The following is a 13,896-nucleotide window of genomic DNA, read 5'->3' on the forward strand; positions in this document are numbered from 1 at the left end:
CTCAGCAGATTCGTTGGCCGTCTACATCGAAGAAATGCAGGTGCCCCGGTTCGGGGTGCAGGCGGACCCGGCTGCCCTTTTCCGGTGGTCGGCGCCCGTCGGCGCGCGCGACGACGGGCTGGTCGATGACCTTGCCGGAGCCGGTGATTCGGCCGTAGATGTAGGCGTCCGCGCCGAGCTCCTCGACCACATCGACCTCCATCTCGACGCCCAGGGCGCCCAGTTCGAAATGCTCGGGACGGACGCCGACGACGACTTCACTCGCGGTGCCGGCCAGCTCCCGTGGTAACGGGATGGGCCAATCCCCCAGCGAAACCGTGGAATCGACGATCGGCAGGGTGAACAGGTTCATCGCGGGCGAACCGATGAAACCCGCGACGAAGATGTTGACGGGGTTGCGGTACAGCTCGCGCGGTGCGGCGAATTGTTGCAGCACGCCGTCGCACAGCACGGCGACGCGGTCGCCCATGGTCATCGCCTCCACCTGGTCGTGGGTGACGTAGACGGTGGTGGTGCCGAGCCGCCGTTGCAGCGCTGCGATCTGGTTGCGGGTCTGCACCCGCAGTTTGGCGTCGAGATTGGACAGCGGCTCGTCCATCAGGAACACCTGCGGTCGGCGCACGATCGCGCGTCCCATCGCCACCCGCTGGCGTTGCCCGCCGGAGAGGTCCTTGGGCTTGCGGTCCAGATATGGTTGCAGATCAAGCAGTTTCGCCGCGTCGAGGACTCGGTCGCGAATCTCGGCCTTCGGTGTCTTGGCGATCTTCAGGGCAAACCCCATGTTCTGCGCGACGGTCATGTGCGGGTACAGCGCGTAGTTCTGGAAGACCATCGCGACGTCGCGGTCCTTGGGGTCGACGGTGGTGACGTCGCGGTCGCCGATCCGGATGCGTCCGGAGTCCAGCGTCTCCAGTCCCGCTACCATCCGCAGCGAGGTCGTCTTCCCGCATCCGGAGGGGCCGACCAGCACGACGAACTCGCCGTCACCGACCTCCAGATCGAGGCCGTCCAGGGCCGGACGATCGGCTCCGGCGTAGCGCCGCGTCGCCTGCTCGAAAGTTACCGAGGCCATGGGCTATCCGTTGAGTCCCGTGACGGCGATACCCCTGACGAACGAGCGCTGCGCGACCGCGTAGACGATGACCAACGGCAGCATGATCAGCATCGACGCCGCCATGATGATCGGCCATCGCGCGACATACTCGCCTCGGAGCCGTACCAGGCCGAGGGTCAGCGTGGCCAGGCTGTTGCGCTGGAGCATCAGCAGCGGCCACAGGAAGTCGTTCCAGACGTTGACCCAGGTGAGTACGGCCAGCACCAACACCGCGGGCCGGGCATGCGGCAACAGGATTCGCCAATAGATCTGCCACGGCGAACAACCGTCGAGTATCGCCGCCTCCTCCAGGTCCGTCGGAAGGGTACGGAAGAACTGCCGCATCAGGTAGGTGCCGAATGCGCCGCCGAATAACCCGGGCACGATCATCGACCACGGAGTGTCGACCCACCCGACGGTCCGCATCAAGATGAACTGCGGGATCACTGTCACGGTCAGCGGCACCATCAATGTGCCCAGGTACAGCACGAACAGCGTGTCGCGACCGCGAAATTGCAGCCGGGCGAACGCGTATCCGGCCAGTGAGCAGAAGAAGACTTGCCCCGCGGTCACGCACCCGGCGTACAGCACGGTATTGAAGAACATTCGCGCAAAGGGCAGCAACGAGAACACCTCGGTGTAGTTGGACCACCTCGGGTGCGCGGGAAACAGTCTCGGCTCGGTGATCTCGCCTTCCCTCTTCAACGAGCCGGACACCGCCCAGGCGATCGGAAACAACCAGCACCACGCGATTCCGATCAACGCGGTATAGACCAGCACGCCACGAAGGACATGGCGCGTGAACAAGCGCTCAGCTGAGGCCACGAGACGTCTCCCAAGACCGTTGGCCGGTGATGCGCAGCTGCAGCACGGTCAACACCAGCAAGATGGCGAACATGACCCACGCCAGCGCGGACGCGTACCCGAATTCCAGGAAGGAGAACGCATGCTGGAACAGCATGATGCCCAACACATACGTGGCGGTTTCGGGCCCGCCGTTGGCTCCGTTGAGGACGTACACCATGTCGAAAGCCTGGAACGCGTGGATGATCGAGATGACGCCCACGAATGATATCGACCCCCGGATCAAGGGCACCGTGATGGACACGAACTGACGTATCTCGCCCGCCCCGTCGATTCGGGCCGCCTCGTAGACGGTCTCGGGAACCCCCTGCATCGCCGCGAGCAGGATGACGGTGGCGAACGGCACGCTGCGCCAGACACTGACGATGCACAGCGAGGCCATGGCCCATCGGGGCTCGACCAGCCACGGGACCGGGCCGATCCCGACCCAACCCAGCATGATGTTGAGCAACCCGTTGTCGGTGTTGAAGACGAACTGCCATACGACCGCCATCACCACCGACGAGATGGCCAGCGGCAGAAAGACAACGGTGCGGAAGATGCCGATTCCCCTGACCTTCCGGTTCAGCACGCCGGCCACCACGAGGCTGACGACGATGGTCGGCACGACCGTTCCCAGGGTGAAGATGACGGTGTTGCGGATGGCGATGAGAAAAAGCGGATCCGAGGTGAACAGGTCTTGGAAGTTCTTGAGGCCCACGAACTTCGGCGGCGTGAAGACGTCCCAGCGCTGGAAGCTCATGTACAGCGAGAATCCGAGCGGGAAAAGCATGAACACCGCGACGGCGGCCAGGTTGGGCGCCACGAAAAGGCGGCCGGCGCGGGCCCGCCGTCGCCAGGGGCCCGCGCCCTTGGCGGGTTTGCGGGTGAGGGGTGCCGGGCTGGTGTCGACGGATGTCATGGGGTGCGCAGCACCTCGTCGATGGCGGGTGAAAGGGAGACCAGGGATGTCGCGGGCCGCGACCCACGCAACACCGGCCCGAAGCTGCGGTCCATCAGCGCCACGACCTTCTCCCACGCCGGGGTGACCGGCAGGCCTTCGGAGTATTCGGGTCCTTGGGTGAGGACGGCGAGGTTGCCGACGTTCCGGTGGGCCTTCGCGAATCCTGGCGAATTGAGGGCGGATTGCAGCACCGGCACGAAAAGGCTGGATTCACCGATCAACCCCTGACCGACGGGGCCCGTCGCGAATTTCACGAATTCCCATGCCTGCTCCCTGCGCGGACTGCTCGCGGAGATGGCCAGTCCGGTGGAACCGATGTTGGAATGGGCGGGCTGCCGCAGCCGGCGCGGACCCACCGGCAACGAGGTGACGTCGAAATCCAGGCCGTCGGCCCGGATGAAGGTCTGGTAGCGCCAGTGGCCGCCCATCGCCATCGCCGCCCTGCCCGACGCGAAGAGGTCGGGCGTGGACATCGATTGAACCTCGGACGCGTTGGGCGCGACCTTGTGCTTGTTGGCCAGGTCGGCATAGAACTGCACCGCCTCGATGAAGGCGTCGTCGCCGAAGTTGAAGTGGGCCGGGTTCTTCAGCGGGGTGGCCCACGGCACGCCGTTGTTCATCGCGAACAGGCCTGCCGAATAGTACGAAACAAAGATGTTGACGAAACCCCATTGGGTAACGCGCCCGGAACGGTCCCGCTTGGTGAGGGCGGTGGCGGTGTTCAGGAAGTCCGTGAAACTCCACGACTGCTGCCACGTTCGGGGCGGGGGCGGCACGCCGGCCTCGGCGAACAGCCGCTTGTTGTAGAACAGGTAGTTTCCGGACCACTGCTCCGGGAGGGCGTATTGGCCGCCGTTGAAGGCGAAGCTGTCATACAGCGCCCCGATGCCGTCCGACTTCAGCTCGGCCGCGAAGCCCCGATCGCCGGCCAGCATCGTGTTGAGGTCCAGCAGCACGTCGCGGGCAGCCAACTCGGCGTAGGTCAGATCCCACGCCATCAACACGTCCGGGCACTTGCCACCGGCGCAGAACGTCGACAGCTGCTGCATCACGCCCGGCGCCGAAAGCACCGGGCGGACCTTGATGTCGGGATGGCGGCGCTGGAACTCGTCGACGATGCGGATCCGGACGTCGCGTTCGTCGGGGTTGGCCGCGAAGAAGAACGTCAGCGCGTCTTCTTCGGGAGCGCAGCCGGCTGCCCACGGCGCCAGCGATGCCGCGGTGAGCGCGCCGGCACCGCGCAGCAGACCGCGCCGCCCGAACGGCTTATCGAGCATGGTGCTCCCGTTCTCGCCCCGCTGCCGGCCGCCCGGCCGGCGGTGTCTGATGTCCTTGGTACCCGATGCGGCTGTGGTGTTGCTGGATTGGCCAACGCGGCAGCGCCACCACGGCCCTGTCGATGCGGTCGGCATCCCCGACGATGTCGATTGCGTGGATGCGGTCATCGGCTCCGACGGCGACCAGCAACAGCGCCTGAGCGCGCCCCTGCGGCGCGAGGACGACGCCGGGTGCCCCGTCGATGAGCACGACCGCGCCCGCGCGCGCCCGCTGAGTGAACCGGCGGGTCTCCTCCGCGACCCGCTTGGCGCCGCGCAGCTCGGTCGGCACGTCGTCGGGGACCAGCGCCCGATCCACCGTGCGGACCACGTCCGGTGCAAGCAGCTCGAGCAGCGCGGCGATGTCACCGCCACGCGCCGCCGCGAGAAACGCCTCGACGATCTCGAGGTGCTTCGCGGCGCGCTCGGGTGCGCCGACGGGGTCGGCCTGCAGCCGCCCACGCGCCCGGCTTGCCAGCTTCTTCGCGGCTTCCGGCGACCGGTCCAGCACACCGGCGATCTTCTCGAACGGCACCGCGAACACGTCGTGCAGCACGAACGCGACGCGCTGCGCCGGTGAGAGCCGGCCGAGCACCACGAGCAGCGCGTTGCTCACCGACTCCGTCAGGAGCGTGTCCTCGTCCGCCGCCGACACGGTCGCGGTGAGCCGGTCCAGTTCGTCGGTGGCGGTGAGCGGTTGTTCGGCACGCCTCTTGCGCACCCGGAGCTGATCGAGCGCCTCGCGGGCGGTGATCGTGGTGAACCAGCCGGTGATGTTGTCGACCGCGCCGAAATCCGCGCGGCTGGCCTTGAGCCATGCCGACTGAACGGCGTCGTCGGCGTCGGCGGCCGAGCCCAGCAGTTGGAACGCGACGGATCTCAGGTGTCGCCGGTCCGCGTCGAAACGCTGCGCGAGGTCGGCCAAGTTCTTCGGGGCGGTCATGGGTCACCTTTTCTGCACAGGAGCCGTCAAGAGATTGACCGCGTCCGTCGAGCTCTCTGTAGCAAAGGAGGCCAGCATCATGACCTTATCGATTGTCCGCCTCAGCGCGTGCGGGGACCGTCCGGATCGCCGCCGCAAAACCGGCTCCCCGGCGGGGGTTCGGCGCCGATGAACACCGCATACATCGTGGTCACGTTGGCCACCGCGGCCATCACCGCCGGGATCGCGGTTGCCGATCTCATCCCGGCGGGGTTCGTCCTGGCGAATTCGGCCGAGGTCGGGGTGCCGCGTTCGTGGTTGCCGGCGCTGGGCGCGGTCAAACTGGCCGGCGCAGCCGGGCTGGTCGTGGGCCTGGTGGGCCTGCCGGCGTTGGGAATCGCGGCCGCCTCCGGCCTAGTGCTGTTCTTCGTCGGTGCGGTCGTGACACACCTGCGGGCCCACGTGCTGTACAACATCGCGTTTCCAGGGGCATACCTCTGCATGTCGGTGGGGTCACTGGCGTTGCTGGTGCTGCGTTGACCGGAGCCCGCTCAGCCCGGAAAGTACCGAATCCGGTTGATGGTGTCGCCCCGCCAGGGCATGTCGGCGAACATGATCCCGCGCCCGCGCCCGGAGGTGACCGCGACCGTCACCGTGGGGCCCGCGCTGTTCATCTTGGTCGGGGCCGCACCGTCGAGTCGCTCCAGGAGCTCGGTGAGGTCGAGGGTGTCGTGGTCACCGAGAGTTATTGTGGCACTTGGCGATAGCGCACGCGCGGCCGCGTTGTGGTCCTGCCGTGCCACGGCGCGCAGGAACGCCTCGGCGAGTTTCTGGTGCCGCGCGCCCACCCGCCGGAAGCCCGTCATGAAGCCGGCGGTGCCGCGCAGCCGCTGATTGCTCAGCAGGCCCCCCGAGAGTTGCAGCGCCGGTGCCAGCGCGCGCGATCCCGTTCGCAGGAATTGCAGCATCATCGCGGGCAGCTCCCAGTAGGCCCGCAGCTCCCCGATCAGCCACTCCCCGTTGGTTTCTCGCAGGTCGTAGCGCAGGAACGCGGGAATGTACATCGTGACCGCCGAGCCCATCGCGACCTCGAGCTCGAGGTCGCGCAGCACCACGGTGCCGAAGACGATATCGAGGTCGCGGTGGAACTTGATCTCCCGCGGCCCGATGAAGGTGTCATAGAAGCGGCCGATCTGTTCCCGCCCGACGTGCGGCCGCGACCCGACCGGGTCCTCGACCCGGGCGTCCTCGGTGAACAGCGCCACCCAGCCCGCGCGGTCGTGCGCGGCGGCCGCCCGCGGCGAGCGCTCGACCGCGGCGAGCAGCGATTCCCGATCCCCCCGGATCACGGTCCCCCGACCAGCTCGATGCCCGCGGACCGCATCTCCGCGAGCGCGTCTTCAGCCGAATCCGCCGCCACGGCCGCAGTCAGGTCCACCAGCACCCGGGTGGACAGGCCCGCCCGCGCGGCGTCCTGCGCCGTCCGCCGGACGCAGTGGTCGGTGGCGATACCGACCACGTCGACCTCGTCGACCCCACGCTGCCGCAGCCACTCCAGCAGCGGGGTCCCGTCGTCGTCGATGCCCTCGAAGCCGCTGTACGCCGCGGTGTGGGCACCCTTGCGGAAGACCGCCTCGATCCGGCTGGTGTCCAGGTCGGGCCGCAACTGGGCGCCAGGGCTTCCGGCGACACAGTGCGGTGGCCATGACGACGAATAGTCAGGCCGTTCGGAGAAGTGGTCGCCCGGCTGGATGTGGAAGTCCTGGGTTGCCACCACGTGCTGATAGCCCGGGTCCCCGGCCAGGTAGTCGTTGATGGCGCCCGCCACGGCGGCGCCGCCGGTCACCGGCAGCGAGCCGCCCTCGCAGAAATCGTTTTGCACGTCGACGATGATCAACGCCCTCACGGTCTCACCCTATCGGTGTCGCCCGCCGCGGCACTTCAGCTGGGCATATGGGCGGGGCGGTTTGTTCACCAACCAGTCGGGTAATCCCCGGCCATGGTGATCCGGAGAATAGCGCGCCCGTTGCTGTCAGTGGCATTCATCGGCCAAGGAGTCAATTCCCTACTCAACCCCAAATCGGCGGCGGCGGCCGCCGCACCCGCCGTGGACGGTCTACAGGCGTTGCCGAACTCGGTGAGCGGCACCATCCCCAGCGACCCCGAGACGTTCGCGCAGATCACCGCGGCTGTCCAGATCGGCGGCGGCCTGCTGCTCGCCACCGGCAAGCTGCCCCGCATCGCCTCGGCCGCGCTGGCGGTCACGGTGCTCCCCGCCAACCTCGGGGCGCACTCGTTCTGGAACGAAAGCGATCCGCAGGCGAAGGCGCAGAAGCGCCAGCAATTCCTCACCGACCTCAGCCTGGTCGGCGGGTTGTTGATCGCGTCCGCCGACACGGCCGGCAAGCCGTCACTCGGGTGGCGCGGCCGCCGGGCGGCCGAGCGGCTCTCCGAGCGCGTGTCGTCGGCGCTACCGGGCTCAGATGACGCGGCATTCGACACCGACTTCGCGGAGTTGGGCGAGAAGATCGTGCACGGGCTGCAGATCGGCGCCGAACGTGGCCGCGAACTGGCCAGCACGGCGGCAGAACGAGGCGCGCCGTACGCCGAGGCGGCGCTCGAACGCGGTCGCGAATTCGCCAGCACGGCGGCCGAACGCAGCAAGCCGCTGGCCAAGAAGGCCCGCAAGCGCGGCGAAGAGCTCGCGGACGAGGCGGTCGAGCGGGCCGCGCCGCTGGCGAAGAAGGCCCGCAAGCGCGGCGAAGAACTCGCCGACGAGGCCGCCGACTGGGCCGCGCCGCTGGCGAAGAAGGCCCGCAAGCGCAGCGAGAAGATGGCCAAGAAGGCGCGCAAGCGCGGCGAAGAGCTGGCGAGCACGGCCCTGGATCGCGGCGAGGACCTCGCCGACACCGCACGCGCACGTGGCATCTACCTCGCCGACACGGCCCGCGCGCGCGGTGGCTACCTCGCCGACACCGCACGCGAGCGATTGGGTGAGCAGGTCAAGACGGGCCGCCGCAAGCTGTCCTCGTGAGCGAATCACCCGTCGGCTAGGGGTCTGCGCCCCGACAGGAACGCGTCGATGATCGCGCCGACGTCCTGGCCGGCGTCGACGGTCACGCCGGTCTCATCGGCGGCGAGCGGCTGCAGCGCGTCGAATTGCGATCCCAGGAGCGCGGCCGGCATGAAGTGACCGGTCCGGTTCTCCAGCCGGTCACTGATCAGCGCCGGTGAACCGGCCAGGTGAAGGAACTCGACGCGCGGACAGTGGGCGCGCAGCTGGTCGCGGTATGCGCGTTTGAGCGCCGAGCAGCTCGCCACGCCGCCGTCACCGTGGGCGGCCAACCACTCGCCGACCTTGTCCAGCCAGGGCCGGCGGTCGTCGTCGTCGAGTGGTTCGCCGGCCGATATCTTGGCGACGTTGGCCCGCGGGTGCAGCGTGTCGGCGTCGACGAAGGGGACCCGCAACCGTTGCGCGAGCGCCGGTCCCACGGTCGACTTGCCCGAGCCCGAGACGCCCATCACCACGACGGGCGCCCCGCTCACTCGGACCGTTCGCCGAGGTTGCGATTCCACTCCACCCAGCCGACCCCGCCGCGGCCGTCCGCCGTCTTGACCGTGGCCCACACCCGCGGGAACTGGCTCACCCGGCCGTCGGCGGCGGTCAGGCGCACCGGCGCCTGGCCGCGGACCTCGACGTCCGCGGTGATCTCGCCGGGGTCGAGGGACAGTGTGGCGGCCAGCGGTAATCCGTTGGCGTCGAATGACTCTCGTGATTCCACGGATTGCAGTTCGGTGACCGCACCCTCGGCATCCTGGAGGTAGCCGATGCTGAAGGCCGGTGCGCCAGGAATCCGGATGTTCACGCCGTGCAGATGGGTGCCGTCGTCGAGGTGCAGCGCGCTCCAGATCCAGTCCATGCTCCACCAGTCGCGCACACCCCAGGAATGATCGCGTTGACCGGGAACCGCCTCGACCCGGTAGGTGGCGTCGCCGATGGTGACCGTGCCCGACACCGTGCACGGGATCTCGTACCGCGTCGTCAACCGGTACTTGTACGGGGTGCCATCGGTGGCCCACACCAAGTTCATCGTCATTTCGACCGGGGTGCCCGGCTCCCCGCGCAGCAACGCCGACGGATCGGGGTAGGCCTGAGCCCGCGCACGCACGTCGACGCGGTAGGCCTGCAGCGGCGCCGTCGCGGAGTGGCCGAGCTCGAAGGAGTCGGTGCGCAATTCCCATGGGTTCTCGGGGAGCGGCACTTGCGCGTCGAGGGCCACGGTCGGCATGTCAGGGCCGCACAGCAGCGCGTGCACCCACGCCGTCTGCTCGTTGGCGACCAGGCCGAGGCGGAACCAGCCGCCCAATCCCTGTGCCACGTCGGCGAAGTCGGCGTACCAGCTCTCGCTCCACAGCGGTTCGGCGGTCGGAGCGTGCGCAAGTTCGTCCTGCTCCGACGGCCGCAATGGTTCGGGTGCCTGCGCGATCGGCAGCGTCGCCAGCGCTTCCGTGTCGAGCACGTGATCGCAGTGCCGTTGCAGCATCGTCATGAACATCCGGTCGCCGCGCTCGGTCCGCTCGACCAGCATCGAGGACACGATCGCCATCATCACGCCGAAAAAGCTCTGCCGGCGAACGCCTTCGGCGACGTCGGCGAGCGACAGCGGCACCGTCGGCCCCAGCGCCTCGTGGTAATCGCGCAGCAGCGCGTCGTAGTGCTCCCGACGATCCTGCGTCGGCAGCGCACAGCCCAGGAAGTACGACAGGTCGGTCAGGGCCGGCCCCCAGGAGACCGTCTGCCAATCGACGACCGTCAATGGACGGTCGGCCCCGGCCGTCCCGAACAGCAAGTTGTCCAAGCGGTAGTCGCCGTGCATCAGCCCCTGGATGCGGTCCGGGGCCGCTTCCTGGGCCAGGTAGCCGTCGAAGGAGGCGACCAGGCGTTCGCACACCACGCGGTGCTCCGGCGCGATCTGGTCGCCGTAGCGGTCGACGAATCCGGCGTACAGCGGCGCGATCATCGCCTGGTTGAGCGGCGATTCACGATTCAGCCACGGCGCCTCGGCCAGTGCGGTGTCGCCGAGCAGCGGGCCGTGCAGCCGCCCCAGCTCGACGACACACAGATGCGCCTGTTCGGCTGTCGCGCCGGCGATTTCGTCGCCGACCACCGCCGGCCCGGCATCACCGAGTAGTAGATCGAACGCACCCGTCGAGGTGTCGACGGCGGCGTGATAGCAGGGCGCTATCGGCCCGCCCAGCCGTGGCGCTATGTCGCCGTAGAAGCGCACCTCGCGCTCGTAGAGGCCCAGCGCCAGCCCCGTTTGCCGGCTCACCGGGTCGGTAGCCGCGACCTTGAGCACCACCGACTCGGGCCCGTCGGGGCCGCCGGCGTAGCTGAGCCGGATGCGGTAGCACTCGCTCATCTGCCCGGTGCCGATCCGCTCCACGGAGAAATCGGCGACGGGTCCCGCACCGATCGCCGCTGTCAGCCACGCGGTGGTGAGGTCGCCGGGGCGTTCGATGACTTGCGCGATGTCGGCATGCATGAGGGTCAGCGTGCCAGGTCACCGCGCCAGGGAGAAGCCATCCCAGGCGATCCGGCGGTGCGGATGTGGATCGAACTCGACGCGGCTCTTGCGGTCGAACACCATGACGGCACGGTCGGCGGTGCTGTACGCGGGCCAGTCGTCGCCCGGCGCCCCATGGCGGCTGAAGGCGCGCCACCGCCGTTGTACCTGGTTACTGACCCGCAGCGCCGCGCGCCGGTCGGCGGCGGCGGTCAACAGGGCGCCGAATCGGGTGCGATAGACGTCGAAGACTGCCAGCAACTCGGTGGCATGGGTGGCGCCCAGGCCCGACCAGCGCAGCGTGCGGGGAGCGTAGTCGTACCGGTAGAGGTACGTGGGCGCGTGCGCGCTGTGGGCCTCGGCGATCTGCCAGGCCGCCGAGCCGAACGCGAAGTCGCCGCCGAGCTGGATGCACGCCGACGGGGCGGGGTAATCCGGGTAGGCGGCAGTGATGCGTTCGCGCGCAGCCGGTTCCGTATCGGCCAGCAGCTCCTCGATCATCGTTTGATTGGTGGGCAGCATCTTGAGAAAGCGGGTGAACAGGCGGCCCTCTTCGGCGTTGGTGCCCACGATGAGCGGCACCCGGTGCGCGCGGCCGCCGCGCATCGCCTCGACGGGATCGAGGGGCACGACGTCGTCCCCGGCGACCGGACCGATCGGGAAGGCGCCGAGCCTGTCCTCCATCCCTTGGTCGATCAGCCGGTGTTGGGCGTCCACCAGTTGCGCCGGGGACGCCTGCATCAGCGTCTCGGCGGCGTCCCGCGGGCAAGCGCCCAGCAGGGCGGCGAAGCGCGCCGCGAATTCCGCAGCGGTCTCTGGCGACCGCACCATGCCGGCGGCCGGGCTTTCCGAAATGGCCCGGGAGAACAATCCTTCGGCGGCGGGCACCGCCAGCAGGGTGGCGGTGATGTGCGCGCCGGCGCTTTCCCCGAAGATGGTGACGTTGTCCGGGTCGCCGCCGAACGCGGAGATGTTGTCTTTCACCCAGCGCAGCGCCATCACCAGGTCGCGCAGGAACAGGTTGCTGTCGATGGGGATCTCCGGCGTCGAAAGTGACGACAAGTCCAGGCATCCCAACGCGCCCAGGCGGTAGTTCACCGACACGTACACGCAACCGCGGCGCGCCAGCGCCGCACCGTCGTACAGCGGCGTGGCCGAGCTGCCCAGGATGTAGCCGCCCCCGTGGATGAAGACCATGACGGGCAGCGGTTCGTCGGCGGGCGCTTCGGGGGTGACGACGTTGAGGGTGAGGCAGTCCTCCCCCATCGGCTGGTAGCGGCCGACACCGAGCATGGTGTAGCGACGCTGCTGGGGTGCGCAGTTGGCGAAGCCGTGGCAGTGCCGCACACCCGACCACGGTTGCGCCGGGCGGGGCGCCCGCAACCGCAGGGGTCCGACCGGCGGCCGGGCGTACGGGATGGATCGCCAGCGGTGGACCCCGTCACGGGTAAAGCCTTCTACGGTGCCGATCGTCGTGCGTGCGCGGACGGTGCGCTGATGCATAACCCGACGTTAGCGGACATGGCGGGCGTAACGCGCGCGCAGCGCCTTATTCTTCGCGCATGGCGGTTAGCCTGACTGGATGCGGATTGCCGCGCTGCTTGCAGCGTCGTTACTGGTCGCCGGGTGTTCCCACACGATCGGCGGCCAGTCTCAGCAAACTCAGACATCCACGAGCCCGTCCACCACTTCGCCGGGTGGCAAACCACCGGCCCCGTCGGCTGCACCCGCAGCCAAGGCGCCGATCTCCGACGTCATCGCGTGGATCGAGGCGGGCCGCCCCGCGGATCCGGGCCGCTACCACAACGCGATTCGCGACGGGGCGACCACCGCGCTCGGCGACGACATCGCATTCACGGCTGTCGCCGGCAAAGTCTCGTGCCTGACCGATTCCAAGCACACCGGTGGCGCCCTGGTCTGCCTGGTGAGCCTGACCAATCCACCGCCCGCTCCCCCGACTTCCTACGGCGACTGGCAAGGCGGTTGGGTGACCTTCGACGGCGTGAACCTGCAAGTGGGCGCGTCCCGCGCCGACCCCGGTCCATTCATCAACGGCAACGGTTCGGAACTCGCGAACGGTGATTCGCTGGCTTTCGGCGACTATCGTTGCCGCGCCGATCAAACCGGGCTGTATTGCGTGAACTATGCCCACCAGTCCGCGGCACGCTTGAGTCCCGCGGGCGTCGAACCGTTCGGCTGCCTACGGCCAGGGCCGGCACCGGACGGCGTCGGCACGGCGTTCAGCTGTTCTTGATGGTCGCGAACAACTCGGCTATCTCGTCGGCGGGTCCACCCGGGACCGTGTAGCCGGTTTCGTCGCGGATCTCGTCGAGATGGTCACGCACGTCTTCGATGGACAACACAGGGCTACGGAATCCCTTTGTCCTGCCGATGAAGAACCGTGCGACGTGTCCGGCGCCCGCCGTGTAGATCTCTCCGGAAACCGGGCACTCCCGGTGCACCAGGAAGGCCGCCACCGGCGCGACCCGCGCTGGGTCGAGCTCCCGCAGGTATTGGCCCGCAAGGTCCTCCAACACGGCCCGCGCCGCCGCATCGTCTGCCTCGGTGGCGCCGTCGAGCGAGTGGGTCAGCATCCGCGTGTGGGCGATTGGCGCAATGGCATTGACCTTGATCCCGTGCTCGGCCCCTTCGGAGGCCAGCACGCGGGTGAGGCCGATCATCCCGGTCTTCGCCGCGCCGTAGTTGCTCATGCGTTCGGCGCCAAGGAGTCCGGCGGCGGAGCAGGTGTTGAGCACCCGGCCGTACCGCTGCTCACGCATGACCTTCCACGCGGGCCGAGTCACATAGAACGCGCCGTTGAGGTGCACATCGACGAGTGGTTCGAGCCTATCGGCGGTCATGTCCTCAAAGGAGGCGTCGCCGACGATGCCGGCGTTGTTGATCACGATGTCGACGCGTCCCCACCCGCGTAGGGCGGTGTCGATAATGGCCTCTGCGCCTTCGGGAGTCGTCACGCTGTGGCTGTCGGCGACGGCCTCACCGCCCTGTCGGCGGATCTCGTCGACGACGACGTCCGCCACCGCGGCGTCGGAGCCATCCCCCGTCACCGACCCGCCGATGTCGTTGACCACGACGCGCGCGCCACGCGACGCGAGCAGCAACGCGTATTGCCTGCCCAGGCCGCCGCCCGCGCCGGTGATCACGGCGACCTGCCCGTCGAACCGCATGGC

14 protein-coding genes are annotated in these 13,896 nt (G+C 68.5%); 3 read left to right on the forward strand and 11 right to left on the reverse strand.

Features of this window, described 5'->3' with window-relative positions:
- Position 1: 1 nt before the first annotated feature.
- The 5 genes from G6N51_RS04925 to G6N51_RS04945 are packed head-to-tail and all read right to left on the reverse strand — an operon-like array spanning position 2 to position 5,159.
- Positions 2–1,072, reverse strand: coding sequence for an ABC transporter ATP-binding protein (locus G6N51_RS04925; RefSeq protein WP_083170933.1), 1,071 nt, complete (start codon positions 1,070–1,072; stop codon positions 2–4).
- A 3-nt stretch (positions 1,073–1,075) separates the two neighbouring features.
- Entirely contained in the window at positions 1,076–1,918 is an 843-nt protein-coding gene (locus G6N51_RS04930) for a carbohydrate ABC transporter permease (RefSeq protein ID WP_083170936.1), read from the reverse strand.
- Positions 1,905–2,858 (reverse strand): carbohydrate ABC transporter permease, encoded by a 954-nt coding sequence (locus tag G6N51_RS04935; protein ID WP_083170939.1) that lies wholly within the window; start codon positions 2,856–2,858, stop codon positions 1,905–1,907. Before G6N51_RS04935 ends, G6N51_RS04930 begins: the two co-directional genes overlap by 14 nt.
- Positions 2,855–4,177 (reverse strand): ABC transporter substrate-binding protein, encoded by a 1,323-nt coding sequence (locus G6N51_RS04940; RefSeq protein WP_083170942.1) that lies wholly within the window; start codon positions 4,175–4,177, stop codon positions 2,855–2,857. The genes G6N51_RS04935 and G6N51_RS04940 overlap by 4 nt, the downstream gene beginning before the upstream one ends.
- Positions 4,167–5,159, reverse strand: a complete 993-nt coding sequence (locus G6N51_RS04945) for a sigma-70 family RNA polymerase sigma factor (protein ID WP_083170944.1) — start codon at positions 5,157–5,159, stop codon at positions 4,167–4,169. The genes G6N51_RS04940 and G6N51_RS04945 overlap by 11 nt, the downstream gene beginning before the upstream one ends.
- A gap of 168 nt (positions 5,160–5,327) precedes the next feature.
- Here G6N51_RS04945 and G6N51_RS04950 point away from each other — a divergent pair, with 168 nt between their 5' ends.
- Positions 5,328–5,678, forward strand: a complete 351-nt coding sequence (locus G6N51_RS04950) for a DoxX family protein (RefSeq protein WP_083170947.1) — start codon at positions 5,328–5,330, stop codon at positions 5,676–5,678.
- 11 nt (positions 5,679–5,689) lie between these two features.
- Here the strand turns inward: G6N51_RS04950 and G6N51_RS04955 are convergent, their stop codons facing one another.
- Both G6N51_RS04955 and pncA read right to left on the reverse strand, forming a co-directional pair.
- Complete coding sequence (locus G6N51_RS04955) at positions 5,690–6,487, reverse strand: nuclear transport factor 2 family protein (RefSeq protein ID WP_083170950.1); 798 nt, start codon at positions 6,485–6,487, stop codon at positions 5,690–5,692.
- Positions 6,484–7,044: a pyrazinamidase PncA gene (pncA, locus tag G6N51_RS04960; protein WP_083170953.1), complete on the reverse strand. Its 561-nt coding sequence runs from the start codon at positions 7,042–7,044 to the stop codon at positions 6,484–6,486. The genes G6N51_RS04955 and pncA overlap by 4 nt, the downstream gene beginning before the upstream one ends.
- Before the next feature lie 93 nt (positions 7,045–7,137).
- Here pncA and G6N51_RS04965 point away from each other — a divergent pair, with 93 nt between their 5' ends.
- Positions 7,138–8,172: a DoxX family protein gene (locus tag G6N51_RS04965; RefSeq protein WP_083170956.1), complete on the forward strand. Its 1,035-nt coding sequence runs from the start codon at positions 7,138–7,140 to the stop codon at positions 8,170–8,172.
- Positions 8,173–8,177: 5 nt separating this feature from the next.
- On the opposite strand, the gene G6N51_RS04970 is transcribed toward G6N51_RS04965, so the two are convergent.
- The 3 genes from G6N51_RS04970 to G6N51_RS04980 are packed head-to-tail and all read right to left on the reverse strand — an operon-like array spanning position 8,178 to position 12,208.
- Complete coding sequence (locus tag G6N51_RS04970; protein ID WP_174814294.1) at positions 8,178–8,684, reverse strand: gluconokinase; 507 nt, start codon at positions 8,682–8,684, stop codon at positions 8,178–8,180.
- On the reverse strand, positions 8,681–10,684 hold the full coding sequence (locus G6N51_RS04975) for a DUF7064 domain-containing protein (RefSeq protein ID WP_083170959.1): 2,004 nt from the start codon (positions 10,682–10,684) through the stop codon (positions 8,681–8,683). The genes G6N51_RS04970 and G6N51_RS04975 overlap by 4 nt, the downstream gene beginning before the upstream one ends.
- A gap of 18 nt (positions 10,685–10,702) precedes the next feature.
- On the reverse strand, positions 10,703–12,208 hold the full coding sequence (locus G6N51_RS04980) for a carboxylesterase/lipase family protein (RefSeq protein WP_083170962.1): 1,506 nt from the start codon (positions 12,206–12,208) through the stop codon (positions 10,703–10,705).
- A 79-nt stretch (positions 12,209–12,287) separates the two neighbouring features.
- Here G6N51_RS04980 and G6N51_RS04985 point away from each other — a divergent pair, with 79 nt between their 5' ends.
- Positions 12,288–12,959: a hypothetical protein gene (locus tag G6N51_RS04985; protein ID WP_083170964.1), complete on the forward strand. Its 672-nt coding sequence runs from the start codon at positions 12,288–12,290 to the stop codon at positions 12,957–12,959.
- Here G6N51_RS04985 and G6N51_RS04990 read toward each other — a convergent pair.
- Complete coding sequence (locus G6N51_RS04990; protein WP_083170966.1) at positions 12,946–13,893, reverse strand: SDR family NAD(P)-dependent oxidoreductase; 948 nt, start codon at positions 13,891–13,893, stop codon at positions 12,946–12,948. The two genes, G6N51_RS04985 and G6N51_RS04990, sit on opposite strands and share 14 nt — an antisense overlap.
- Positions 13,894–13,896: the final 3 nt, after the last annotated feature.

Origin of the sequence: Mycobacterium paraseoulense, assembly GCF_010731655.1 — a bacterium.
In the GTDB taxonomy this organism is placed as follows: domain Bacteria; phylum Actinomycetota; class Actinomycetes; order Mycobacteriales; family Mycobacteriaceae; genus Mycobacterium; species Mycobacterium paraseoulense.